Annotated in this window: 9 protein-coding genes, 1 tRNA gene and 3 pseudogenes; 10 read left to right on the forward strand and 3 right to left on the reverse strand. The window is 62.3% G+C overall.

Annotation, left to right across the window (positions count from 1 at the left end; genetic code table 11):
- Window positions 1–65 precede the first annotated feature (65 nt).
- Together ACP3RB_RS02105 and ACP3RB_RS02110 are read left to right on the forward strand one after the other, a co-directional pair.
- Window positions 66–3,962, forward strand: a complete 3,897-nt coding sequence (locus ACP3RB_RS02105) for a PD-(D/E)XK nuclease family protein (protein WP_426699300.1) — start codon at window positions 66–68, stop codon at window positions 3,960–3,962.
- A 79-nt stretch (window positions 3,963–4,041) separates the two neighbouring features.
- Window positions 4,042–8,829, forward strand: a complete 4,788-nt coding sequence (locus ACP3RB_RS02110; RefSeq protein WP_426699301.1) for a UvrD-helicase domain-containing protein — start codon at window positions 4,042–4,044, stop codon at window positions 8,827–8,829.
- Between the two features lie 1,045 nt (window positions 8,830–9,874).
- On the opposite strand, the gene ACP3RB_RS02115 is transcribed toward ACP3RB_RS02110, so the two are convergent.
- A complete protein-coding gene (locus tag ACP3RB_RS02115) occupies window positions 9,875–10,876 on the reverse strand; it encodes a phosphotransferase (protein WP_049349437.1) in 1,002 nt (333 codons plus the stop codon).
- Between the two features lie 382 nt (window positions 10,877–11,258).
- Between ACP3RB_RS02115 and ACP3RB_RS02120 the strand changes: the two genes are divergently transcribed.
- Together ACP3RB_RS02120 and ACP3RB_RS02125 are read left to right on the forward strand one after the other, a co-directional pair.
- The gene (locus ACP3RB_RS02120) at window positions 11,259–13,202 is read left to right on the forward strand and encodes an ATP-dependent helicase (protein WP_426699302.1); all 1,944 of its coding nucleotides are present in this window, start codon (window positions 11,259–11,261) and stop codon (window positions 13,200–13,202) included.
- Window positions 13,186–13,809 (forward strand): M48 family metallopeptidase, encoded by a 624-nt coding sequence (locus tag ACP3RB_RS02125; RefSeq protein WP_426699303.1) that lies wholly within the window; start codon window positions 13,186–13,188, stop codon window positions 13,807–13,809. The genes ACP3RB_RS02120 and ACP3RB_RS02125 overlap by 17 nt, the downstream gene beginning before the upstream one ends.
- Before the next feature lie 116 nt (window positions 13,810–13,925).
- Here ACP3RB_RS02125 and ACP3RB_RS02130 read toward each other — a convergent pair whose 3' ends face one another.
- A complete protein-coding gene (locus ACP3RB_RS02130) occupies window positions 13,926–15,407 on the reverse strand; it encodes a zinc-dependent metalloprotease (RefSeq protein WP_426699304.1) in 1,482 nt (493 codons plus the stop codon).
- Between the two features lie 308 nt (window positions 15,408–15,715).
- Between ACP3RB_RS02130 and ACP3RB_RS02135 the strand changes: the two genes are divergently transcribed.
- The 4 genes and pseudogenes from ACP3RB_RS02135 to ACP3RB_RS02150 all read left to right on the forward strand — a co-directional run bounded on the left by ACP3RB_RS02135 (window position 15,716) and on the right by ACP3RB_RS02150 (window position 22,647).
- Complete coding sequence (locus ACP3RB_RS02135) at window positions 15,716–16,939, forward strand: YlbL family protein (protein WP_314604408.1); 1,224 nt, start codon at window positions 15,716–15,718, stop codon at window positions 16,937–16,939.
- Window positions 16,940–17,192: 253 nt separating this feature from the next.
- A complete protein-coding gene (locus ACP3RB_RS02140; RefSeq protein ID WP_426699305.1) occupies window positions 17,193–20,345 on the forward strand; it encodes a UPF0182 family protein in 3,153 nt (1,050 codons plus the stop codon).
- A 332-nt stretch (window positions 20,346–20,677) separates the two neighbouring features.
- Window positions 20,678–20,754: transfer RNA gene (locus tag ACP3RB_RS02145), tRNA-Met, on the forward strand.
- 647 nt (window positions 20,755–21,401) lie between these two features.
- Window positions 21,402–22,647, forward strand: a pseudogene (locus ACP3RB_RS02150) (IS256 family transposase).
- A gap of 47 nt (window positions 22,648–22,694) precedes the next feature.
- Here the strand turns inward: ACP3RB_RS02150 and ACP3RB_RS02155 are convergent.
- A pseudogene (locus ACP3RB_RS02155) lies at window positions 22,695–23,000 on the reverse strand (transposase-like zinc-binding domain-containing protein); the annotation flags it as partial.
- Between the two features lie 150 nt (window positions 23,001–23,150).
- Between ACP3RB_RS02155 and ACP3RB_RS02160 the strand changes: the two are divergent.
- Window positions 23,151–24,225: pseudogene (locus ACP3RB_RS02160) on the forward strand (IS256 family transposase); the annotation flags it as partial.
- 98 nt (window positions 24,226–24,323) lie between these two features.
- A complete protein-coding gene (locus ACP3RB_RS02165) occupies window positions 24,324–24,917 on the forward strand; it encodes a protoglobin domain-containing protein (RefSeq protein WP_426699306.1) in 594 nt (197 codons plus the stop codon).
- The last annotated feature ends 1,471 nt before the right edge of the window (window positions 24,918–26,388 follow it).

Genomic DNA, 26,388 nt, shown 5'->3' on the forward strand with positions numbered 1-26,388 from the left:
GCCGCCGACGAGCCTGAATGACCGCCGACAAGGTACAACCGCGCTACAGCCGATAGACTGAAACCATGACAACCCAACTTCTCACCGGCATCCCCGGAACCGGTAAAACCCATCACCTCACCGAACGCGCCCTACGCTACCTCGCCGACGGCAACGACCCCGCCCGCCTGCTCATCCTCGCACCCACCCGCACCGCCGCGACCCGCATGCGAGACACCATCGCCGCCTCCAGCGATCGAAGCCTCTCCGTAGCACCCACCCGCGCCTGGGCCGCATACGCCTTCGACCTGCTCAAACGAGCCCAAACCCGGGGTCTACTCAGCGGCGTAGAAGGCAATCTCAAACTTCTCTCCGGCCCCGAACAAGACGTCATCATCGGCGAACTACTCGCCAACCACGCCGAAGGTATCGCACCCGGACCCGTCTGGCCCGACGTACTCCGCGACGCCCTCGCAACCCGCGGATTCCGCCACGAAATCCGCGACTTCTTCGACCGCATGGCAGAATACGACCTCACCGCCGAAGACGTACACGCCCTCGCCACCGAACACAACCAGCCCGCCTGGCACGCCCTCGCCCAACTGCACACCGAATACCGTGCCGTGCGAGCCCTCCGCGCCAAAAACGCCTACGACCCGGCAGTACTCATCAACGACGCCTGCCGGCTGCTACTGCGCGCCCCCGAATTCCTTGCCGAAGAACGCCGCCGCTACGACCTAATCCTCATCGACGACGTGCAGGAACTCAGCCCCTCCATCTACCGGCTGCTACGCCTCATCGCCGCAGAAGTCGCCCCCGCAGACGCCGCGCACCTGACCGAAACCCACCCCGACCTCTTCGCTGAAGGCCCCCAGGTTGTCATGACCTACAGCGACGAAGCCGTGGTCCAGGGCTTCCGTGGCGCCCGCCCCGACCTCGTCACCACCCTGCAGGCAAGCTTCCCGAGCATGCGCACCCGCACGCTCACCACCTCGTACCGCCTGCCCGCACTCATGATGCCGCTCGTGGCGGACATTCGCCGCCGCCTGCCGCGCTACACCCGGTTCGTGCCGCTCACCCCCGAGCAGGAAAGGGCAAAGAACGGCGCGCAGGCAGGGGAGAAGAACAGTGCGCAGGAGGGGGTGAAGAACGGCGCGCCCGCAACCTTCGGACGCATCAACACCACCCCCGCCGACGAAGCCCTCACCTGGGGTGCCGCCGACGAACCGCTGCTGCACCTGGGTGCCGACGGCAAAATCCTCGACCCCGCACACTACCGCACCGCACCCGCCGGAGTGTATAAGTATGCGCTCTCCAGCTCGCAGGACGAGGCGAACCTCATCGCCCAAATGCTGCTCGAAGAACGCATCTACGGCAACCACCCCTACCGCGAGTCCGCCATCATCGTGCGTAGCAGCGCGGACGTGGCGCGCATCCGCCGCGTGCTCTCCTCGAACGGTATTCCGTCGCGTACTTCCGCGGCGCTCGTGCCGGTGCGCGACGAGCCTGCCGTACGCCCCTTCCTGGACGCGCTCAGCCTGCTCGTTTACGCCCGCAAGCGTGGCGAGAAGGCGCTCAACCCCGCCGTGCACATGCCTGCCGGAGGTAGCGCAGAAGGTGCGGAGGCAGGGGAGCGGGGCGGCTACGAGGCCCTCAGCGCAACTGAAGCTGAAGAGCTCATGCGCCGAAGCCTCGACGACGTCATCGCCGAAGAAAGCCGCGCTAACCCCCTCGGCGGCGCGCAGAGCGCCATCACCCTGCTCACCTCTCGGCTCGGTGGCGCATCCAGCATGGACGTGCGACGACTCCGCCAGCAGCTGCGATCCATCGAACTGCAAAGCGGCGGCCACCGCCCCAGCGAGGACCTGCTCCTCGGCGCCCTGCTACACCCCGAAACCCTCCCCGAAGAGGGCGTAGGACGCGCCGTGCACCGCATCGCAGCCGTGCTCTCCGCCGGACGTAAAGCACTCGCGCGACCCGAATCCACCAGCACCGAAGTGCTCTGGGCGCTCTGGGAAGCCAGCGGCTTCGAAAAGACCTGGGTCGCCCAGTCACGCGGCGCAGGCCCCGACGCCGATGCCGCCCACCGAAACCTCGACGCCATGATCGGTCTCTTCGAAGCCGCCGACCGATTCGACGAGCAGATGCGCGGCGCCGGTGCCGAGCAGTTCCTCGACTTCATCGACGCGCAGGACCTGCCCATGGACACCCTCGCCGCCCGCGGCGTACGCCAAGACGCGGTCGAGATTCTCACCCCCGCACTCGCTGCCGGTCAGTCCTGGCGCACCGTATATGTATGCGGTCTGCAGGAAGGCACCTGGCCCAACACCACCGTGCGCGGCTCCCTGCTGAGCACAGGCGACCTCGTGGATCTGTGCGATGCGCGCCTCCGCCAGCGCGCCCAGCAGGCAGAACAGCAGGAGGGGGAGGGCGAGCAGCCTGTGCCGCCCGCCCGTATCCGCAGCTACCCCGAACGCGTGCGCGACACCCGCCACGACGAGCTGCGCATGTTCGCCGTCGCCGCCACCCGAGCCAGCACCCGCCTCGTGCTCACCGCCGTACGCAATGACGATCAGGCACCCGGCGAGTTCTTCGACTTCGTGCTGCCCACCGACGCGGTTGGCGACTCCACGGAGGTGCCCATCACCCGCGTGCGCCGCCCCGCCACCCTGCGTTCCCTGGTGGCGGAGCTTCGCCGCACCCTCGTTGAGGAGTCGCTGAACGCCATGCGTGCCGAAGACGCTCAGCACGGCGCGCAGGTGCACAACGCACCGGAGGAAGATGCGCTCAGCCCGGAGGCTTCCGCGTACCGACTCGATGCTGCCTCCCGCACTCTGGCGCGCCTGGCGAATGCGCAGGCACCCGGTGCCGCTCCCGACGAGTGGTGGGGCCTGTTGCCGCTTTCTAGTACGGAGTTGCTCTTTGCGCACAGCCCGGCAGACCACGCTGAACTGGACGAAAACCACGGTGAAGATGGCGAAAGCCACGCCGAAGAGCCTGCCGAAGAACCGGCTGAAAAGCCGAGCCGCCGCACCATTGCGCTCTCGCCCTCACGCCTGGAAACCATTCACAGCTCCCCGCTGGACTGGCTGGTTTCTGCCGCCCGCGCGGAAGCCCAGACCGACCTGTCCCGCTCGCTCGGCACGCTCATTCACGCCATCGCCGAGGAGTACCCGACCGGCACCCTCGAAGAGCTCCAAACAGCCCTTGACGAGCGCATTAGCTCCCTCGGCGTGCCCGCCCGCAAGGACGATGAAACCGATGAAGAGTACCGCGAGCGCGTGCCCTGGGAATCCTACGCCCTCTACGAGCGTGCCAAGCGCATGATTCTGTGCCTGAGCTACTACTACCGTCAGCACATGGGTGATGCCGGCTGGCAGAACCTCGGTGTTGAAGGCTCCTTCTCGGTGCGTGTGCCCGTGCCCTTCGACCCCGCCGGTGAAGTCGGTGAGCTGGATGCACTGCTCACCGGCCGCGTGGACCGCCTCGAGGGTACCGCCCCGGCGGAGGACGGCACCCGCCGCTACGCCATTGTTGACCTGAAAACCGGCAAGTCTAAGCCGACCGGGTCGGAGATGGAGACGCATCCGCAGCTTGCCGCCTACCAGATTGCGGTGGAGGCTGGCGCGGGTGAGCAGCTGGAGGAGCGTTACCGCGCCGAAGCCGCCGCCCTGGAAGCGGGCGAACCGCTACCGGATGCCCGCCCCCAGGAGCTGGAGTACACCGGCTATACGGGTCGTTCCGGAGGCGCGGCGCTCGTGCAGCTGGGCGCCTCGGGCGTGAACGATGAGAGCAAGACTCGCCTGCAGGTTCAGCCCGCCCTGACGGAGCACGATTCGTGGGCGGCTGAGCTGGTGCAGCACGCCGCGGAGCTGATTGCTGGCTCGCAGGTGCAGGCTCGTCACCGTGAAGGCGGCTACGGGTGCCGCCTGCCGGAGATCTGCCCGATTTGTACGCGCGGCCGCCAGGTGACGCAGCCCTAGTAGTCGCGTACCCTACGTTTACTTTCGATATCACTCACCCCGAACCTCCCATGAGAATGATCCATGAGGAAGAGGAATCATGACTGACTCTGGCGCATACGGCGCTACTAACCCCGGCGCTCGCTCCGGTACTAACCCCGGTTCTGGTGCCGGCATGCTCACCCCCGCCCAGTGGTGCGAGCACAATAGCTGGCAGCTACCCGACGGCACGCTCTTCTCGGCAGAAGCCGCCGGGAACGACCCCGCGCTCAAACCTGCCAACTACCGCAGCGCCCTTGACATTGCCGAGATGCTCAACGGCGCTGACGGTAAGAAGCCGACCCCCGAGCAGGTCCGCATGATTGAGGCGGGCCCCGCCCCGACCCTCGTCATTGCCGGTGCCGGCTCGGGTAAGACCGCGACCATGGTTGACCGCGTGATTTGGCTGGTCGATAACGGTTTTGTGCGCCCTGAAGAGGTGTTGGGCGTGACCTTCACCCGCAAGGCGGCAACCGAGTTGCGTAGCCGTATGCGTGCCGGTCTGAACACTCTGCGCCGTAGCCGCCGCGTCGCCCCGAGCGATGAGGAGCTGCGAGAGGGCATCGCTGACCCGACCGTGCTCACCTACCACTCCTACGCGAATAACCTCGTCAAGGAGTACGGTCTGCGCCTGGGCGTGGAGCAGGACGCGCAGATGCTTGGCGATGCGCAGAAGTGGCAGCTTGCCGCGCAGATTGTGCAGTACTGGGAGGGGGAGCTTCCCCTCGATAAGGACGGCGTGCCGGTGTCTGCGGCGACCATGATTAACCAGATGCTGCAGCTTTCTGACGAGTGCGCGGAGCACCTGGTGGAGCCGCAGGAGGTCATTGACTTCTGCACCGAGCAGCTGGCGGCGTACGCGGCGGTGCCTGATCCGCGCCGTGAGACGAAGACCGAGAGGGACATTCTGAAGGTTCAGCGTCTGCTGCGTAACCGCCGAGTGTACGCGCGTATGGCGATGAGCTACGCCCGCGTGAAGGCGCGCATGCAGGTGCTGGATTTCGGTGACCTGATGCGTTTTGCCGCCCGCATTGCGGAGGCTGACCCGGCGATCCGCGAGGGTGAGCGTGCCCGCTTCAAGGTGGTTCTGCTGGACGAGTTCCAGGACACTTCGCACGCGCAGATGAGCTTGTTCTCCTCGATTTACGGTGCCGATGAGGCGGCGGGTATTCCGGCGCATCCGGTGATGGCTGTGGGTGACCCGAAGCAGTCGATTTACGGTTTCCGTGGCGCTTCGGACGGTCAGATGTTCAGCTTCTACCGCCATTTCCCAACCAAGCATGTGCAACCGCTGTTCCTGTCCATTGCGTGGCGTAACGACATTTCGGTGCTGAACGCGGCAAACCACGTGGCGGAGAAGCTGAAGGAGGTTCCCGAGTGGGTGCGTGCCGCAGACGGCGATATTACCGCCGCTCAGGTTCCTGACCTGCGCCCGCGTTGCGCCCTGGTGGGGGAGCCCGGTTCGCCCGCTTTTGAGCAGGCTGCCGCGGGCATGGTGGGGCGCGTTGATTTGACGTACCACGACTCTGACCGCGAGGAGGCTGTGGCTATCGCCGAGCGTATTGCGGCGATGCGTGCGCAGGCGGTGCGCGAGTATGAGCGCGCCTACGCGGCGCATCGTTCCGGTGATGGTTCGGTGCGTCCGCGCCTGAAGATGCCCGAGATTGCGGTGTTGGCGCGTGTGCACGGTCAGCTGGACCCGATTCGTGTGGAGTGCGAGCGTCTGGGCATTCCGGTGCAGCAGGTGGGTTTGGGCGGTTTGCTCTCCCAGCCGGAGGTTGTGGATTTGGTGTCGGCGTTGCGTGTGCTGGCTGATCCGAACCGTTCAGATGCCCTGGCGCGCCTGCTGACGGGTGCGCGTTGGCGTTTGGGTGCGGCGGATATGTTGGCGCTGGGTGATTGGGCGCAGTCGCTGGTGCGTGAGCGTGAGCGCGCCCTGCGTGAGCAGATGGCGTTGCGTATGCTCGCCGAGGCTGAAGACGCCGACGACGCAGCGGCTATCAGCCTGCAGGCGGAGCACCTGCGTGCCGCCCAGGAACGCCTGGACGAAACCCTCAAGGGCGCGGTGGAGGATTCCTCCGGCTACGCCTCCCTCATTGAGGCGGTGGAGAACCTGCCGCAGGACGGCGCGGACGGCGAACCCCTCTACGGTGAGCACTACCGCGGCCGCCGCTTCTCCCCGGCGGCGCTGGAGCGTCTGCGTGCTTTTGCCGAGCAGATGCGCGTGCTGCGTGCCGGTTTGAGCGAGGAATTGGGCACGCTGCTGTACGAGATTGAGCGCACCATGCTGCTCGATATTGAGCTGGCGGTCCGCCCGGGTACCGACCCGCTGGGTTCGCGCGCGAACCTGGACGCTTTCCACGAGGTTGCCGCCGCCTACGGCATGTCGGCGCCGCGTATTAACGCAATGATTTACGCCGGTTCTGACGGCGTGAGCGCGGAGGAGGGCGACCCGGGTGCGCGCCGCTTCCTGCTGTCTTCGGGCGGCGTGAGCTACGTGATGGGCTTCCTCGCCTGGCTTGAGCGTGCCGATGACGAGGAGAAGGGCCTGGCGCTGGGCGCTGTGGAACCTGACCCGAACGCGGTGCAGCTGATGACCATGCACGCGGCGAAGGGCCTGGAGTGGGATCATGTGCTTCTGCCGGGCCTGTGCGGTAGTGCGACCGGCGGGCAGACCCCGAACCTGTGGCAGATGTCGGCTAATGCGGCTCTGCCCTGGCCGCTGCGTGGCGACCGCGAGTACCTTCCCTCGATCCTTGAGACCCCGGAGGAGATTACCGCCTTCGAGAAGGCAAAGGACCTGGAAGACTACCTGGGCGAGCATAAAGATGATGCTGCCGAGCACGCCGGTATGGAAGACCGCCGCCTCATGTACGTGGCGATGACCCGTGCCCGTAACCTGCTGGCGATGAGCGCCTACCGCTGGAAGAGTGCTTCTGTGGCGCCTCAGCCGGTGCAGCCCTTCTGGGAGGAGCTGATGGAGATGCTTTTCAAGTCCCTCTTCGGCATGGGCACGCCCACGGTAGATGCGCCCTCCGTGCGTTTCCAGGAGACGATGGATACCCCCTGGGCGGCGCCTCAGCTGGTGGGTATGGGCCTGTCGTACACGATGCCGAACCCCGCCGATAAGCGCAAAAAGGTGCACCTGAACCATGTGCGCCGTTGGGTGGAGCAGCTGGCCGAGTCGAAGTACCGCCTGGTTGAGCCAGTGACCCTGGTGCACGGTACGGTTGTGGATCCCTCGAACCTGCCGCCCGCCCCCGATGAGGCGGCACTGCTGGAAGAGCTGGAACTCTACCCCCTAGACGCTGACGAGCTCACCCCCGTACAGGCGGAGGCGCGCGCGAACGCTCGGGCAACCTACGCCGAGCAGGTGCAACGCTACGCCTGGGCGCTGGTTGAGGTCATGGCTCCCGCCCTCGCGCAGGATTGGCAGCTGGCGGCTCCTTCCGTACGAGCACGCACGGTGGCGGAGAACTGCACCCGCCTGAACCTGCCGGTGCCCGAATGGATCATCGAAGCCACCGAGCGGGAGAAATGGCGTGAGACGCAACCGCCTCAGCCCGGTTTCTCGCCCACGGTGGCGGCGGCGCTGCCGATTGAGGTGCGCGGCCAATTCGCCCAGAAGAACTACGAGGACAGGAACCCGAACCTGGGTGCGGTGCTGACCGCCATGTGGCCTTTTGATCCACTGGAGCGCCCCGTAATTTGGCGTTGGGCCTCTGACGACGCTCTCACGCAGGGTACGAAGGAGATGCTTCGCCGCGGCCAGCATGAGCACCTGGAACGTGAGATTGCGATTAACTCCTCGAGCCGTCGCGAGGCGGTCGAGCGTGCCGCCCTGGCGGTGGAGCTCGCCGTCGGCGCGGGGGAGGATGACCTGCACCAGAGCGGGGATGTAGCGGGGGAGAGCGCAAGCCACCCTGCACCCGCCGCATCTGCCGCAGCCGCGGTACAGGGTGAGTCCGCCATTCCCGAATCCCTGCGCCAGCAGGCGGTGGACTGGGAACGCGAAGCCGACCTGCTTCTGCTCATGATGGGTCAGACCGACCCGGTGCTGCGCGATCAGCTGCCGGGGCACCTGTCCGCATCCACGTTCGTTCGCCTGAGCGAGGACCCGCAGGGCACGGTGTATCAGCTGATGCGCCCGGTGCCTCAGCGTCCCTCGCGTGCGGCAACGATTGGTACGGCGGTGCACGCGCTGATTGAGGAGCACTTCGGCGTCGCACCGAGTGCCGACCCGCTGGAGGCACCCGACGCGGAGGACACGGTGGGTGTTGACCTGCCGGGTTCTGCTGCCTCCACCGCGCCCGCTGAGTCTGCAGAAGACCCCGCAGACCCCTCTGAATCTGCAATCCCGGCTGACCTGCAGGAACAGGACGAGTTCACCTTCGAGGACGCCTACGAGGAATCCGAAAGCGAACTGGAGGCCTCCGTCCAGCGCCTCTGGGAGCGCTTCGCCAACAGCGAGTGGGGCAGCGATGAGTGGAAGGAACGCATCTGGGCGGTCGAGTACCCGGTTGAAACCCACATCGAGGGGCTAAGCCTGCGCGGCCGTATCGACGCGGTGTTCCGCACCGAGGACGAAGACGGCGAACGCTGGGTCCTGGTGGACTGGAAGAGCGGTTCCCGCCCGAAGATGTCGACCATGCAGTCTCGACGCTTCCAGCTGGGCCTGTACCGCATCGCGTTCTCCCGCATTATGGGCGTGGACCCGGAGCGTATCAGCACCGTGTTCGTGTACCTGGGCGGCAAGGGTGTTGCGGAGGTGTGGGATCACCAGATCCGCGGCGGCCTGCCCACGGAGGCGCAGCTGGCGAAGGTGATTCGTGAGGCGCGCAAGGGCTAGGTAGCGGATTTCAACAGCGGATCTCCCAGCGCCGGGCGGGCGGCGCTCGCGTACTAGTGTGCCCCGCTAGCCTGCGCCGTGCCAGCCAGCACCGTGTTATCGCTTGCTGTCACCGAATAGAGAAAAGCAGCTCACGTAGGCGTTGTGCCTCGTGAGCTGCTTTTCTGTGCGGATTTCTACGGTTAATGGCAGAGGACGCCTCTTCACCCCACTGCATTAGGGTGATGAGGCGTCCTCGGCCGCTGAAGAACTATAGAGGTACTTCGTGCCCTCGCACGCTCCGGGAAAGAATCGCGCCGAACGACTGCCGCTTTCGCGGCCTCACTCGCGCCGCCGGCGCCCCGTGGGGTTTGCGTGCGTCTTTACTCTCAAACACAACCTCGAAAGTAGCTCTATAGATTTCTGCCATCGGTGATTGGTTGCGCGGTGCATGAATCCGGCTCGGGCCTGACATGACCGGTCAGGGTCCCGTCCAATCTGTCTCCCCAATTTATCGCTGCCACGATATTAGCGCTGGTCAGTGCGCTATGGGGAGTGTGTCCGCTGGTTTTCTCGCGGCACAGCAAAAGTATTCCAGGAGTTTTTGGAAAAATCTACAGGGAAAGTTTTTACCCTAAAATGCACTATTTTGAGCATGGTTCAAGATGAAGTTGAGGCCCTGTGGACTCCCAAAACCAAAAGTTGGTTTTTGTGGGTTTGTGGTGTATTTGCACCCGGGAAATATTGTGAATGGCGTCCTTGGCACACCTTCAAGTCTCAGGCTTAATCTGAGTCATTCATGCACAAAAATGCAAAACTGGTGCTCAAAAGGTGAGGGGAAACACTTAAATAAATTTTGATAAAAGGCCCACTAAGGCCCCTCCACTAGCCCTTATGGGCATAATTTCGTCGGTTTGACAGACACTCAGGGAACTGGTTTCACCGGGCACAGGCAAGCGGATATAAAACCCCCGTAGATACAGTTCAGCCCCGCAGCGCAGTACTGCGGGGCTGAACCGAAAACCTATGCGGTAGGTAGAAACCTAACGGCTACCCGAGCCAATAGCTACTCGGCGGGGCCGACCAGCGGGCCGACCTCCTCCTGTCCGAGCAGTTCGCCGGAGGCGCGCAGGTCGTCCTGAATGTCCAGGAGCATGGACACGGCGTGGGTTGCGCCGTCGCGGTCGCCGACCTCCACGGTGTGGGTGAGCCACTGGGCGATCGCGAACTCCGCGTAGAAGTTCGCGCGCTGCGCCAGGTAGGCGTCGGGCAGCTGGGGCATCTGCTGGCGGTACACCTCGATGGCCTCGTCGGTGAAGTCGATGTCCTGGCAGGAGTACAGCCAGGCGAAGTCCTGCGCGGGGTCGCCCACGTGTACATCGGACCAGCCGGTGACCTCCACGATGCGCGCGGTCGAGGGCGTTACGTGCAGTACGAGGTTCTCTGCGCCCATGTCACCGTGGACCACGCGCGGGCGGAACTGCCACATGGGTCCGGGGGAGAGCACGGTACGCCAGTGCGCGAGCAGGTCGGCGGGCACCTTGCCGGTTGCGGCGGCACGCTCGAGCTCGGCGTTCTTGCGCAGGCGAATCTGCTCCGAAGAGTAGGAGGGCAGGTCGGCTTCGTAAATGATGTCTTCGGGCATCACGTGCAGGGTTGCGATGTCCTTGGCGATGATGGATGCCAGGGAGGGGCGGTTCGCCGCAACTTCGCGGCGGCTCAGCTCGGCGAGCTGGTCCACGTCGTAGATGGTGCCGGGGATGTGCGTGTACACGAAGACGTTGCCGCCCGCGTAGGGTACGGTGCCGGCGACGGTGGGTACGGCGAAGGGCAGTCGTGCGCGCAGGCCGGGGCTGAACGACTGCAGGATGAGGTGTTCAGCTTCAAGGCGCATGCTGGCGTCGGGGCGGCGCGGGGCGCGCACTCGCCAGCGGCGACCGGTGGAGTCGGCGATGATTGCCGAGTCGAAGTCGTCGCTGTCTTCGCGGACCGGTTCGGCGCCGACGGGGTAAATCCCGGGCACTCCGGCGGAGACAATGGCTGCTAGCTGAAGGGGAGATAAAGTCACGGGTTAAGGTTACCAAACCAATGTGTGCCGTTTAGTAGTTTTTAAGATCTTTATGCCAAGTGGTGAAGATACTTGTGGACAAGCCTAAACGTGCTCGTCTGCGTATTTCTGCGCATTGCGTTGCGCTTCTCACCATGCGTGTCCAAACAGGCGGGTTCCTCACGCCTTGAACCCTCAAGCGCTGAATCCTCATGCACTGAATCCTCACGCCCTGAATGAAAGCATCAGCTAAGAAACCGCGGCGGGGCTGGAGAATGCAGTCTGGGAGAATACAATGGAAGACCGGCTATCAGCGCCTCGCGCACCCGCATGCCCGTATATCCGCATGCCCGCGCGAGCGTAAGCCGTCTGCCTGTACCGCCCGCCTTACTGATGGAGCATTATGACCGCCATACCTCAGCAGCCTCAGCATATGATCTCCGCAGACGATATTCTTGCCGGGCTTGACCCGGATCAGCGTGCGGTCGCCACGGAGCTGGACGGGCCCATGCGCGTGCTGGCGGGTGCCGGTACCGGTAAGACCCGCGCGATTACGCACCGCATCGCCTACGGTATTGCGATTGGTCGATACCAGGGCCCGCGTGTGCTCGCCTTGACCTTCACCCTGCGTGCTGCGGAGGAGATGCGCACCCGCCTGCACCAGCTGGGTGCGCACGGCGTGCAGGCGCGTACTTTCCACTCGGCGGCGCTGCGTCAGCTGGTGTATTTCTGGCCGCAGGTGGTGGGCGGTACGTTCCCGTCCATCGTGCAGAACAAAGCCTCGCTGATTACGGAGGCGGCGAACCGTCTGCGCATCAGTACGGACCGTTCCCTGCTACGTGATTTGGCGTCGCTGATTGAGTGGGCGAAGGTTCAGCTGCTCACCCCGGACACCATCATGCAGCGTCTGAGCGAGAAGCAGCTGCCCTCGGCGATTACCCCGCAGAATATGCAGCGTATTTTCCAGGCGTATGAGGACCTCAAGGACGAGCGTAACCTCATCGACTTTGAGGACGTGCTGCTGCTGACCATCGCCATGCTGGAGGAGGACGAGAAGCTCGCCGCGACCGTCCGCAACCAGTACCGCCACTTTGTGGTGGACGAGTACCAGGACGTCTCCCCGCTGCAGCAGCGTCTGCTGGATGTGTGGCTGGGCGGCCGCGACGATATTTGCGTGGTGGGCGATGCCTCCCAGACGATTTACTCTTTTACCGGCGCGACCAGCCGTTACCTGCTGGATTTTGCGCGCCGGTACCGTGGCGCGCATACGGTGAAGTTGACCCGCGACTACCGCTCGCACTCGCAGGTGGTGGAGTTGGCGAACCGTCTGTTGGCGGCGCGTCGTCCGCATCCGGATTCGAGCCCGCATTCGTGGGCGCCGCCGCTGGAGCTGATGTCTCAGCGCGGTCCCGGCGTGGATGTGGAGTGGTTCGGCTACGCGGACGACGAGCAGGAGGCCGCCGGTATTGCCGAGGATATCCGCGACCTGATGGAGAAGGACGGCGTGCCGCCTTCGGAGATTGCGGTGTTGTTCCGCACGAACGCGCAGTCGGCGGCGATTGAGTCTGCTCTGGCTGCCGCCCACATTCCGTACCAGCTGCGTGGCGCGGAGCGTTTCTTTGAGCGTCCCGAGGTCAAGCAGGCGATGCTTGCCCTGCGTGGTTCGGCGAAGTCCACGGACGGTACCGAAGACGTCACTCGCTACACCCGTGACGTGCTTGGTGGCCTGGGTTTTAAGGAGGAAGGCCCGCTCACTGGCGGTGCTGCCCGCCAGAAGTGGGAGTCCCTTGCCGCCCTCGTGCACATGGTGGACATGATGGCGCAGAACCGCCAGGAGCAACTTCGGGAGCACCGCGCGAACCCGCGCCCGGGCGTACCCGAGCCGCTACCTTTGACCATGCACGAGGTGGTGGCGACCCTGAACCACCGCAGCGAATTCAATGACGCCCCGCAGGTCAATGGTGTAACCCTCGCCTCCCTGCACGCGGCTAAGGGCTTGGAGTGGGACGCCGTGTTCCTGTGCGGCCTGAACGAGGGCCTCATGCCGATTACTTTTGCGACCACCCCGGATGAGGTGGATGAGGAGCGCCGCCTGCTGTACGTGGGCATTACGCGCGCCCGCAAGTACCTGTGGCTGACCTGGACGATGACCCGCACCGTGGGTGGTCGCGGTCAGCGGAAGCGTTCGCGTTTCCTAGACGATATTGATCCGGCGAAGCGCCGCCGCAGGGCTGAGAGCGCCGGCTCGTCGTATAGCCCAGCTCGCCCGGCTCGTTCGACTCAGCCCCGTGCCGCACAGCCCCGCCGTTCGTCGAAGGGAAGAGGAGACTATGGCTCAGCGTTTTAAGCGTGAAATTCTGCCCGCCACCGAGGATCGCCCGCAGATTGAGCTGGTCCGCTCGGCACGCCGCACCCGCACCATCAGCATGCAGCGCGACGGCGAGGATGCGCACGGCAACCCCGCCTACCGCCTGCTCATTCCCGCCGCGAGCACGAGCGAAGAGATTGACGAGCATATTGCCCGCCTGCTGCCGCGCATTCAGCGTCGTGCCGCCCGCCGTGAACGTGCCACGCAGCTGACGGTCACGGACGAGTACCTGCGCTCCCGCGCCCTGCACCTGGCGCAGAAGCACCTGCCGGAGCTGGTCGCCTCGGACAGGCTGGAGAAGCTGTCGATTCGCTGGGTGAGCAACCAGCGTCAGCGCTGGGGTTCGGCAACCTACGCGAACACGCAGATCCGCATCTCCTCGGAGCTGCAGGGCGTACCCGAGTACGTGCTGGATTCGGTGATTCACCACGAGCTCTGCCACCTCATCCAGCCGAATCATTCGGCGGCGTTCCGCACTCTGGAGGCGCGCTACCCGCAGCTGCTGCGGGCGCAAGCCTACCTGGAGGGGTACGCGCTGGGGCGCTCGCGGGCTGAGGGTGAGCGCGGCGAAAACAGCGCCAACTAAAGCACCGCTGAAAACCTATCAACCAAAACACTCCAGCCAAAACACTCGAGCGGGGGTGGCTTGTACATCTACAAGCCACCCCCGCTCGAGGTATCAGTTATTCACTTCGCTCAGCTTTACTTTTCTTCGGGCGCGTCGCCGAAGCCGCCGTCCAGCAGCTTCTGCAGCTCCGAGTCGAAGTCCACGTCGTCCAGGCTGATTTCGTTCATGCGCGCATCGTATGCGGTGAAGTCTTCCAGCTCGGCGGGGGTGGGCAGGGTCTCCGGGGTGTCCCAGAGGCCGTCGCGCGCCTCAATACCGTGGGCGTTTTCGTACCAGCGCCAGAACTGCTGTGCCTCACGCACCAGGCGCGGGCGCAGTTCCAGACCGACCAGGTTCTCGAAGACCTGCTCGCTGGGGCCGCCGTCGATGCGGCGGCGCGCCATGATTTCGGTCAGCTGCGGTGCCTTGGGTAGGTTGCGGGTCGCGTCCTCGGTGACGACGGATACCCAACCTTCGATGAGCGCGAGCAGACCCTCCAGACGCTGCACCGCCAGTTCCTGGTCTTCGGTGCGCTGGGGGCTGAACATGCCGCCTTCAAATGCTTCCTGTACGGCGTCGGGGTTGCTCATATCCACCTGGGATGCGGCGTCCTGCATGCGGTTCATGTCCACGCGAATGCCGCGGGCGTAGCGCGCCACGAGCTGAACCAGGTCTTCACGCAACCAGGGGTTTGCCTTGTGCAGGCGAATCAGCGCGGATTCACGCACGGCAAGGTAGAGCAGAACCTCCTGCGGGGGCACCTCGATGCTCTCGGCGAGCTGCTGGTAGCCGTTGGGCAGCAGCGCGGAGGAACCGGGTGCGAGGGGGAAGCCCACGTCGGTGGAGGAGTAGACCTCACCGGCGAGCTGTGCGAGCGCCTGCGCCATCTGTGCACCAAAAATCACGGAACCAATGTTGTTCAAGAAGCCGCTGTTGAGGATCTGAGAGATCTCTTCGGGCACGTCTTCGGGTGCGCCGGGCATGACCATGGACTGGGTGACTTCGGCTGCGACCGGCTCGACCATTTCGCGCCAGGAGTCGAAGGAATGCTCAACCCATTCCGCCTTGGACCACGCCTGTACCGGGTGGTTGTGGCGTTCGATGGTGGTCACTGCGTCCAGCCAGAGGTCGGCGAGGTTCGCCGCGTCTTCTACGGCACGCTTGAGGTTTTCGGGTACGGAGGGGTCTTCACCCATGGATGCGAGCATCTGGCGGGTCTGGTTCTTTACGTTATCCCAGTTCACGCCGCTGGGGCTGTCGGATGCGCCCGCACCGGAGAACATTGCCTGCACCTGCGCGAACATGCTCTGCATCATGGCGGGATTGAAGCCCATGCCCATGTTCTTCAGGTCTTCGGGGTCGATGCTGATGCCGAAGGGGTTCTGACCGCCTTCGCCGAAGAGTGCGCTGAAGGGGTTCTGTGCGCCGAAGGGGTTCTGTGCGTTGGAGGAGCCGCCCTTGCCGCCCTGGCCGGTTGCCCCTGCGGAGGGGTCGAAGCCCTGTTCCTGCATCTTCTTAATGAATTCTTCGAGGGGGTCGCGCTCGTTGGAGGCGCCGCCGGTGGGGTTCTCAGACATGTAGAAGCCTTTCGTAATCCGGGGGTGGGCGCAGCTGGCCCGCTCGCTGTCCAGCCTACCGATTTTTGCTGAGAATTTCCCGTGCCATTGCTGTGGAGGCGGGTTAATCAGCTGAGGGCACACAAGCTTGTCTTCGGGGTCGGGGTTTGGGAGCTTTTTCGTGCCGCCGTCACCGCCAGGTGCTGACACAGCGCGGCGCGGGTCAGGTACGGGTCAGAGCGTGAACGCCTCCTGGGGCTCTATTTTTAGCGGGGTCCCGGTGCCCGCCCACGTGTTGAAAAGCAGGTTTATCCGGTACTGTAGAAACCATGACTAAGTCCACCCCCGATGCTGAGCAGCAGCCGAACGCCGCCTCCGCGAGCGTGAAGAGTAATGAGAAGGCGACCAAACGCCGTCCGCGTTTTGCGCCGCGCCGCGTGAACCTGCGTTCGGTTAGCGCTGTGGCGACGTGCGCCCTGCTGGCTGGCGCTTTTGTTCTGCCCAGCTCCTATGTGAAGGAGGGCCCCGGCCCGCTCTTTGACGTGCTCGGAACCTACCAGGATAAGGACGTCATTGAGATTTCTGGCGCGCCCAGCTATAAGACGTTCGGCAAGATGAATATGACCACGGTATCGGTTTCGGGTGGCCCGTACACGGAGCTGTCCGGCGCGGAGGCGTTCTACGGCTGGTTGGCGTTTGACGGTAACCGCAGCCTCGTGGTGCCGACCGATGCCCTGTACCCGCACGTGAGCCATGAGCAGGCGACAGCGGCGACCGGTGCACAGATGGCTGATTCGCAGACTCAGGCGAAGGTCGCGGCGATGCGCCAGCTGAAGATGGCGGTGACTGAGAAGGTTCAGGTGCTTTCCACGGTGGAGGGTTCCCCGGCGGCGAGCGCGCTGAAGGCTGACGACCGCATCGTGAAGGTGGGGGAGAAGCAGATTGAGACTCTCACCGATGTTCCGAAGGCTGTGAACGCTTCGAACGGTTCGCCGATTGACGTGACCGTGGAACGTGACGGCAAGCAGCAGACGTTTAAACTGACCCCGGTTCGTTCCAGCGACAATAGCCGCTGGATTCTGGGCGCGGGTTTGAAGCAGAGCTATGACCTGCCGGCGCACGTGCAGTACAACCTGGACGGTGTGGGCGGCCCGAGCGCGGGTCTGATGCTGGCGCTGGGCACGGTCGATAAGCTGAGCGAGGGTACCCTGCTCGCCGATGAGGATGCCGGAGGCGACCCGTACCGCAGCTACATTTCGGGTACCGGCACGATTGATGCTGACGGTAAGGTTGGCGCAATTGGTGGTATTAAGTACAAGATTTTGGCGACGGGTCGTTATGGTGCGCGTTATTTCTTGGCGCCTAAGGAGAACTGCGATTCGATTGTGAAGATGCAGGCGCAGGACCCCGACCTGTTCAACTACTATCACGCCGGTCAGGTGCGCGGCACGATGGTGGTTGTGCCGGTGTCGACCCTGGACGAGGCAGTGAAGACGGTGGAGGCGATTAAATCCGGCACCCCGGATGATTCCCTGCCCCGTTGCGGTTCCTAACGTAACGTTTCTCTCCGCGAGGTTCTACCCCGTATAACGTAGAAGTCAGCCCCGGTACCTTAAGGTACCGGGGCTGTTCTGCATCCTCTTCTCTGTCCTCACCAGCCCCCTCACCTCATTATTTCGCACCCCACAACCTCTCAACCCGGGGTCATATTTCGCCCCGAGCTTCTACGAGGTTCTGCCCTTCTGCTGTACCTCTGAGATACTTAAAGACAGTTATTTTCTCTGAACGTATGATGAGCGAGGAATTGTGTCTGAGTCGACCAATAGCACCGCGCATCCCAAGCCGAAGAAGTCAACGCCTAAGCGCCGTAGCCCCCTGAGGGTGACGATTGCTGTGGTGGCGGTGCTCATTGCTGCTTTTGTGGGTGCGTCCCAGGTGTACACGGACTGGCTGTGGTTTGATCAGCTGGGTTATAGCACCGTGTTCACTACCCAGATTTTGTTGAAGGCGGCCGTATTTGTGGTGGCTGCCGTGGTGATTGCCGTGCCGCTGTGGGCTTCGATGTCCTATGCGGTCCGTCATGCTGATGTGGCGCCGGCGTCCGAGAAGAAGCCGCAGGAAGCGCCGAAGCCGGACCAGAGCGTGCCGACGAGCGGCACGGATGCTGCCGAGCAGATGCTGCGTGACGTGTTTGGTCAGCAGCGTGCTGAGGAGAGCATGCGCCGCTACCACGAGAGCGTGGATAAGGCGCGTAAGGTTCTGCTGGTTGCGGTTCCGCTGCTGTTGGGTCTGTTCATTGCTTCGGCGACGATGACTCAGTGGAGTACCGTCGCACTGTTCTTCAACCAGCAGTCCTTCGGTAAGACTGACCCGGAGTTCGGTCTGGATTACGGGTTCTTCCTGTTTGCGTTGCCGTTCTTCCGCATGGTGGTGACTCTGCTGACCTCCGCTGTGGTGCTGTCGGCGCTCGCGGGCGTGTTCATGCACTACTTCTACGGCGGTATTAAGGTGCAGCCGGGCGGTGTGAGCACTACCGTGGCGTTCCGTCGTCACGCTGCGATTGTGGCGGCTGCGTTCTTGCTGACTCGTGCGGTGAGCTTCTGGCTGGATCGTTATTCGTCGACTCAGCAGCAGGTGGGTCGCTGGGCTGGTGCCATGTACACGGACGTGAACTCGTCGATTCCGGTGAACGCTATTTTGGCGATTTCTGCTCTGCTGGTGGCTGTTATGTTCGTGGTCGCGGCTTCGATGAATCGTTGGCGTCTGCCGCTGATTAGCACCGCGATGCTGGTGGTTGTTGCTCTGGTTGCAGGCGGCCTGTACCCGTGGATTGTTCAGCGTTTCCAGGTGGTTCCGAATGAGCAGGGTGCTCAGGCAAAGTTCATTCAGCGCAATATTGATGCGACCCGTTACGCGTACGGTCTGGACAAGATTGAAACCACCCCGTATGACGCGACGATTGATACTCGTGCCGGTGCGTTGAGCTCTTCGAGCGCGACCATTGCGAATATTCGTCTGTTGGATCCGAATGTTGTGTCTTCGGCGTTTGCGCAGATGCAGCAGTTCCGTCCGTACTACCGTTTTGATTCGCAGCTGGCGGTGGACCGCTATGCGGTGGGTAATACCACGCAGGATACTGTGTTGGCGGCTCGTGAGCTGAACCCGGCGCAGACGAGCGGCGATTCTTGGTATAACCGCCACGTGGTGTACACCCACGGTTACGGTGTGATTGCCGCGTACGGTAACCAGGTGGATTCTGCGGGTAACCCGAAGTTCTTGCAGTCCGGCATTAAGGCGACCGGTACCCTGAGCGAGGATTATGAGCCGCGTATTTACTTTGGCATGAGCTCGCCGGAGTATTCGATTGTGGGCGGTAAGGGCGACACCCTGGAGCTGGACCGTCCGCTCTCTGCTGAGGAAACCAACGCCTCCGATGCGAAGTACACTTTCGCCGGTTACGGTGGTCCTCGCGTTGATTCGCTGCTGGCTCGTCTGTCTTACGCGATTAAGTTCCAGTCCTCTGACATTCTGCTTTCGGATGCGGTGCGTGAGGGTTCGCAGATTCTGTACGAACGCAACCCGCTGGATCGTGTGCGTAAGGTGGCACCGTACCTGAGCGTGGATTCTAAGCCGTACCCGGCGATTGTGAATAACCGCGTGCAGTGGATTGTGGATGCTTACACTACGAGCGATCAGTTCCCTTACGCGCAGGGTAGCTCCCAGGATGCGGCGACCGCTGCGGGTGCTCAGCGTTCTAACTCGGTGAACTACATCCGTAACTCGGTGAAGGCTACCGTGGACGCGTATGACGGTTCGGTAACCCTGTACGCGTGGGATGAGGAGGACCCGGTGCTGAAGGCGTGGCAGGGCGTTTTCCCTGGCACGGTGAAGAGCTACCGTGAGATGAACGCTTCGCTGATGAGCCACGTGCGTTACCCGACTGACATGTTCAATGTTCAGCGCACCATGCTGAATAAGTACCACGTGACGAACGCGAATAGCTTCTACGCCGGTGACGATGTCTGGTCGATTCCGAATGACCCGACCAATGATCGTAACCAGCCGATTTCGCCCTACTACCTGTCCCTGCAGATGCCCGGTGATTCGCGTGCGCACTTCTCGTTGACGACCACGTTCATTCCTCAGCAGAGCGATTCGAACTCTCGTAACGTGATGTACGGCTTCCTTGCCGCTAATGGTGATGCCGGTACCGGTAAGGACGGCGAGCGTAGCCCCGATTACGGCAAGCTGCGTCTGCTGGAGTTGCCGCGTTCTTCGGTGGTTCCCGGCCCGGGTCAGGCTCAGAATATTTTCAACTCTGACGCTGAGGTGTCGAACCAGCTGAACCTGCTGCGCCGCGGTTCGTCTGAGGTTATTAACGGCAATATGCTGACTCTGCCGGTGGGCGGCGGCATGCTGTACGTTCAGCCGGTGTACGTGCAGTCGAGCGGTGACGCTAAGTACCCGCGTCTGCAGCGTGTGCTGGTGAGCTTCGGCGATAAGGTCGGTTTCGCTCCGACTCTGGAGGAAGCGCTGAACCAGGTGTTCGGTGGCTCTTCGGGTGCGAAGCTGGACGGTTCGGCGGCTAGCCCCTCGGCTTCTGCCTCTGGCTCCTCTGGTTCTTCTGGTTCTTCGGGGGCTTCGACCGGCGGTTCGTCGGCTTCGCAGTCTTCGGAGCTGAAGCAGGCTCTGACGGATGCCTCGAAGGCGATGACCGATGCTGATGCGGCAATGAAGAAGGGCGACTGGGCTGCCTACGGTGAGGCTCAGAAGCGTCTGGAAGCAGCCGTGAAGAAGGCTCTGGAGGCTGAGGAGGCGCAGAGCGCGGCTTCCGCTAAGGCTTCGGCAGCGCCCAGTGCCTCTGCGGCTCCGAGCGCCTCTGCAGCTCCCAGTGCCGCGGCTTCTGCAAGCGCCCCCGCAAGCGCGAAGCCCAGCGCCAGCGCCTCGGCTTCTCGCTAAGACTAAGAGGCTAAGCCTAAGAGACAGCGGGGGAGTAGCCCATACCGGATGCTCATGGGTCTAGCGTCCTCGCTCTAGATCCGGGGCCTGCACTGGATACGGCTCCTACCGACTAGCTCTAGCGGTCTCTGCGGGAACATCTCTGCGGGAACGGGGTGGAAGTGATTCACTTCCACCCCGTTCCTGTATGTTCTACCCCTGGCACTGCCCCGTAGCCCCTATTCCTACCCAACTGCTTTCTACCCAACAGCCCCTATTTTTGTGTGCTTGGTTACAAATCGCGTTTTTGGCTTGCATGCCCGGTTTGGGGTCTGTATAGTTGTATGAGTCGCCGCGGGGTGGAGCAGTTCGGTAGCTCGCCGGGCTCATAACCCGGAGGTCGCAGGTTCAAATCCTGTCCCCGCAACCAGAAAAACCCGGTATCTCAACGAAAAGTCGCTGAGATACCGGGTTTTGTTTTGCCCTGACGAGACCGAATCCCTATGTTATTCCCTACCTTTCAGCCAAACTCAGGCCCGTCGTCGAGGTGGGGGGAGGGGGGACTATCACCCAACATCGAGGACTATCATCCAACGCCCCTTCGGGGCGTATGACTATCTTCGCTCGTGCATGATCTCGTGGGAGGGAGGTTGCAGAGGAGGATTTTCACCGCCTAATCGGCGTTGATACCGGCTGTTTACCGCCTGAAAATGCAAAAGCGGTATAGCATTTTCCCTCGTATCTCAACCGAATCCCAACCCTTTACCGCCTTCACCGCCTAAAACCGAAAACTTTTATATATACACACGCATATGTAGGAAGATGAACACTCGCGTGTACACTTTTTAGAAATTAGGCGGTAGAGGCGGCAACACACCATGTTTTGACTGATATACCAACGTTTTCGATATACCGCTTAGCCTCAAACAGGCGGTAACTAAGCGTGAAAGAGTAGCGTCCCGCATAGTGGTGTAACCGTGTGGTGATCGGCCCGTTGCTTGTGATGGGTGCGGTCACCGTGTGATCCTTCGAGAAAGCTCTTCTACTTCTGACTCGAAATGATTTGGAGGCACAACGATGACCGCTCCTCATATTATCGACCCTGCTGGCATGCTTGGCGAGGCGTTGTCCCAGGCATCCCCAGATTTGATGCGTTCCTTGCTCCAGCACGTCATTAACGCGTTGCTATCAGCGGACGCTGATGCGGTGTGCGGGGCCCAGTGGGGTCAACAAGATCCGCAGCGTCACACCAGGCGCAACGGGTATCGCTACCGGCCCTTGGACACCAGGGTCGGCACCATTGACGTGGCGATCCCCAAGCTGCGCTCAGGTACCTACTTTCCAGAGTGGTCCAGAGTGGTTGCTTCAACGCCGCAAACGCTCCGAAAGCGCCTTGATCACAGTGGTCGCTGACTGCTACCTAGCAGGAGTGTCTACACGCCGTATGGACAAGCTCGTCAAAACCCTGGGGATCACAGGACTGTCCAAGTCCCAGGTCTCACGCATGGCAGCCGACCTGGACGAGCACGTGGATCAGTTCCGCAACCGGCCCCTCCACGATGCCGGGCCTTTCACCTTCGTTGCCGCTGACGCACTGACCATGAAAGTACGCGAAGGAGGACGCGTCGTCTCGTGCGCGGTTCTGGTTGCCACCGGAGTCAACAATGACGGACACCGCGAAGTGCTGGGGGTGCGCGTGTCCACCAGCGAGACCGCTCCAGCCTGGAAGGAGTTCTTCGCCGACCTGGTCGCCCGAGGCCTGACCGGCGTGCGCCTGGTCACCAGTGATGCCCATCTGGGCCTGGTTGAGGCCATCGCCGCCAACCTACCCGGAGCCACCTGGCAACGATGCCGTACCCACTACGCCGCTAATCTCATGTCCGTCACCCCCAAAGCACTATGGCCCGCTGTCAAAGCGATGCTGCACTCGGTGTATGACCAGCCCGACGCGGCATCGGTCAACGCTCAATACGACCGGCTCTTGGACTACGTCCACGACAAGCTCCCCGCCGTGTGTGATCACCTCGATCAAGCCAGGGCAGACGTCCTCGCGTTCGCGTCCTTCCCCACCGGGGTGTGGACCCAGATCTGGTCCAACAACCCCAATGAACGCCTCAACCGCGAAATCCGCCGCCGCACCGACACCGTGGGAATCTTCCCCAACCGACAAGCAATCATCCGCCTAGTCGGAGCCGTCCTCGCCGAATAAAACGACGAATGGGCCGAAGGCCGACGCTACCTCAGCCTCGACATCCTCACCAGATCACGACTCACACCACAACCCACCGGGCAGGAGGACACCCCACTCCAACTCAGCGCATAACCCAACCCGAAGGACACAAAACGATTACACCACTCCACAGTACTTGACCGGTCGTAGATCCGCTTGTGGTGGCCGGCGGTGGGGTCAGGCACATCAACGAGCCAGCACCACTTGAAGCGCCGCTTCATGGTGGCGCGGCTAACACCGTTTCGTTTGGCTAGGTCGTCGAGTGATATTGCGGTGGTGCAATGCTCGATGAACTGGGTGAACACTGCCGCGTTGGTGATGTCGTTTCGACGTTTGACGCTGGAGGCGCCGCATTGTTTGCAGCGCCATCTGGTGGTGCCTTTGCTGGTGGTGCCGTTGCGTTTCATTTCACCGCCGCAGTGGCAGCGTGGTTGGTTCTTCGACATTGCGACACCACACCACGCCGCGCATAGCACATCACGGCTGCCACACCGAGGATTTCCCGTCGGGGGCTAGATATATGCTTCCGGAGCATATACTTTCCGGAAACCTACAGGTCAATCCGTGAAAATCCGCGATTCCGGACACACATTTTGACCCTTAACCCTGGGTATCGCCACCGGCCCTTGGACACCAGGGTCGGCACCATTGACGTGGCGATCCCCAAGCTGCGCTCAGGTACCTACTTTCCAGAGTGGTCCAGAGTGGTTGCTTCAACGCCGCAAACGCTCCGAAAGCGCCTTGATCACAGTGGTCGCTGACTGCTACCTAGCAGGAGTGTCTACACGCCGTATGGACAAGCTCGTCAAAACCCTGGGGATCACAGGACTGTCCAAGTCCCAGGTCTCACGCATGGCAGCCGACCTGGACGAGCACGTGGATCAGTTCCGCAACCGGCCCCTCCACGATGCCGGGCCTTTCACCTTCGTTGCCGCTGACGCACTGACCATGAAAGTACGCGAAGGAGGACGCGTCGTCTCGTGCGCGGTTCTGGTTGCCACCGGAGTCAACAATGACGGACACCGCGAAGTGCTGGGGGTGCGCGTGTCCACCAGCGAGACCGCTCCAGCCTGGAAGGAGTTCTTCGCCGACCTGGTCGCCCGAGGCCTGACCGGCGTGCGCCTGGTCACCAGTGATGCCCATCTGGGCCTGGTTGAGGCCATCGCCGCCAACCTACCCGGAGCCACCTGGCAACGATGCCGTACCCACTACGCCGCTAATCTCATGTCCGTCACCCCCAAAGCACTATGGCCCGCTGTCAAAGCGATGCTGCACTCGGTGTATGACCAGCCCGACGCGGCATCGGTCAACGCTCAATACGACCGGCTCTTGGACTACGTCCACGACAAGCTCCCCGCCGTGTGTGATCACCTCGATCAAGCCAGGGCAGACGTCCTCGCGTTCGCGTCCTTCCCCACCGGGGTGTGGACCCAGATCTGGTCCAACAACCCCAATGAACGCCTCAACCGCGAAATCCGCCGCCGCACCGACACCGTGGGAATCTTCCCCAACCGACAAGCAATCATCCGCCTAGTCGGAGCCGTCCTCGCCGAATAAAACGACGAATGGGCCGAAGGCCGACGCTACCTCAGCCTCGACATCCTCACCAGATCACGACTCACACCACAACCCACCGGGCAGGAGGACACCCCACTCCAACTCAGCGCATAACCCAACCCGAAGGACACAAAACGATTACACCACTCCACAGGACTTGACCTGAGCAAGAGCACGTTCTACAATTGACGCATAGCTTCAAGGAGGTTCGCATGACCGCCTACGACCACTCGTCGGGGTACACCTACGGCACCGATGCCGTCCCCACGTCTCCGCTCACACTCGAGGATCTACGCCAGATTGAGGGCGCCGCGCACGTCCAGCCCGGTGACGCAGAGCTGCTCGCGCGAGCAGAACCCATCCTGGCGCCGCATGCCATGGAAATGGTCGACACGTGGCGCGGGATTTTGGCTCAAAAGACCTACCTGGCAGCACATTCCGCGCATCCGGATGGACAGCCGAACCCCGAGTACGCGCAGGCGTCAAAGCCCCGATTCGCCCAGTGGATCATCGACATGTGCACGCGCGAGCGGGATCAGGCGTGGTTGGACTACCAGTACCTGATCGGAGCTCGACACATGACCGCGGCGAAGAACGCGGCGGATGGGGCGGACTCGACGCCATTCGTGCCTCTGCGCTACGTGCTCGCCTTCATCGCGCCGACTGTGGAGGTCGGGCACCGTCTCCTGGCGGAGGGCTTCGAGGGCGCAGAACTGGACGCTGTCCGTGACGCGTGGACTCGCGCTGTGACTGTCGCCGTGACAGTGTGGGCGTATGCCTACCGCGATCACCCCGAGCAATTCTGATCCGGCGCTCGCCACCTACGACTCCCCCATCGGCCGCCTCACGCTTGATAGCGGTGTATTCGTCTTTCGCACTCTCTGACTGCTCTCCCTGGAAGCCTCAGTGGCTTCCAGGGAGAGCTTTCTTTCTGGGTTATAGGACACTACGTGTTGCTGGTTGGGTGACTTTTCGGCTTTCTGGTGCGGGAAAGTCACTCTTTCAGTTGGTCGTGTTTGCCTCGTTCCTGTGAATACTGCATCGTGCTCTGTGTGTGGCTGCCCCATGATCCGTCACGGTAAGAAGTCAACAGGAGGTCCTTTGAAGATCGCGGTGGTAGAAGTCCGCTCATCATCAAGGACCTCGACCTCTACCCACAACCCCCGACCAATACCTGGTCACCCACACTCAACTCGGAAGAGCCGGAAATAGCCTTCGTGATAGCGGAATAAAACGAAGGTGTGGAACTTGCAAGGACCGATCTCAAACTGGGATTCGATAGAACAGTTTAGCAAACGCTGACTTCGCTTTGCCGTCACTTGGAAACCTATCCGTTGGAAGTGCAGCTATCCTCACATACGCTTTTCCAAGTGAAGTATAGCTATGCACGTTTCACCGACGTTAGTAAAAACCCCGAACTTATCGCAGCCAACAGAAACCCGGTAGAAAATATATAGGAGCCAAAGGTGGCGCCTTTTAAAATCCAAGTCGTGGGAACGACAGCAAACAAGATCGGTGAGGTCGCAGGTTCAAATCCTGTCCCCGCAACGGATAACTCCCGATAGCTTAGCTATCGGGAGTTTTTTTATTCCCTAAAACCCGTACTCCCGCCGACCTGTCTCCTTCTGCTGTCCTCCCGTCACCTTCCGACCGCCGGTCTGCCTTCTTTCGCCACCTTCCTGCACCTTTCCTGTCGGCGACCTGTCTTCATTTGCCGCCTACTTTTCTTCTTCTTGTGCTACCTTTCTGCCGCCTGCTGGGCGGCTTTCTTTATATCTCCTGCCTCTCCGTATCTCCTGCCTTCTGTAATCTGCGGAGGGGGTCTTCTGAACCTTGTCGGGGCGGTGCTTCGGGGAGACTGATGGGGGGGGCAGCCTGCTGCCCCTTCCGGGGTGCTTGAGGTGGATCTTTCGGCCTCTCGAAACCCCTCTTGAAACCTCCTCACGGAATTTCATAGAACCGTCGTGAAAGTACCCTGGACTGGTTTCGGAACGTCTCCCGATGCGTCTTTCGAGGTATTCCTCAGTCCGTCTATCGGGGCTTCAAGCGGGTGTGCCCATGGGGGTGGTGGAGTCACTTCCGAGCGGTTGCTGGAGGGTGGTTACGCCTTCTTGAGACGCTGCTTTTGAGCTCCTTGAAAGGGGATCTGAAAGGGGTCCTGAAGGGGGCTCTGGGGCGGGTCTCAAGAGCGTGATGAGGGGTCCGATAGGATGCCTGGGTGGGGGAGTGGCGAGGGGGCTGTTTTTGCCTCAAAGTGCATTCTCAAAGTGGAATATG

The organism is Rothia mucilaginosa, from assembly GCF_049990865.1.
GTDB lineage: Bacteria > Actinomycetota > Actinomycetes > Actinomycetales > Micrococcaceae > Rothia > Rothia mucilaginosa_I.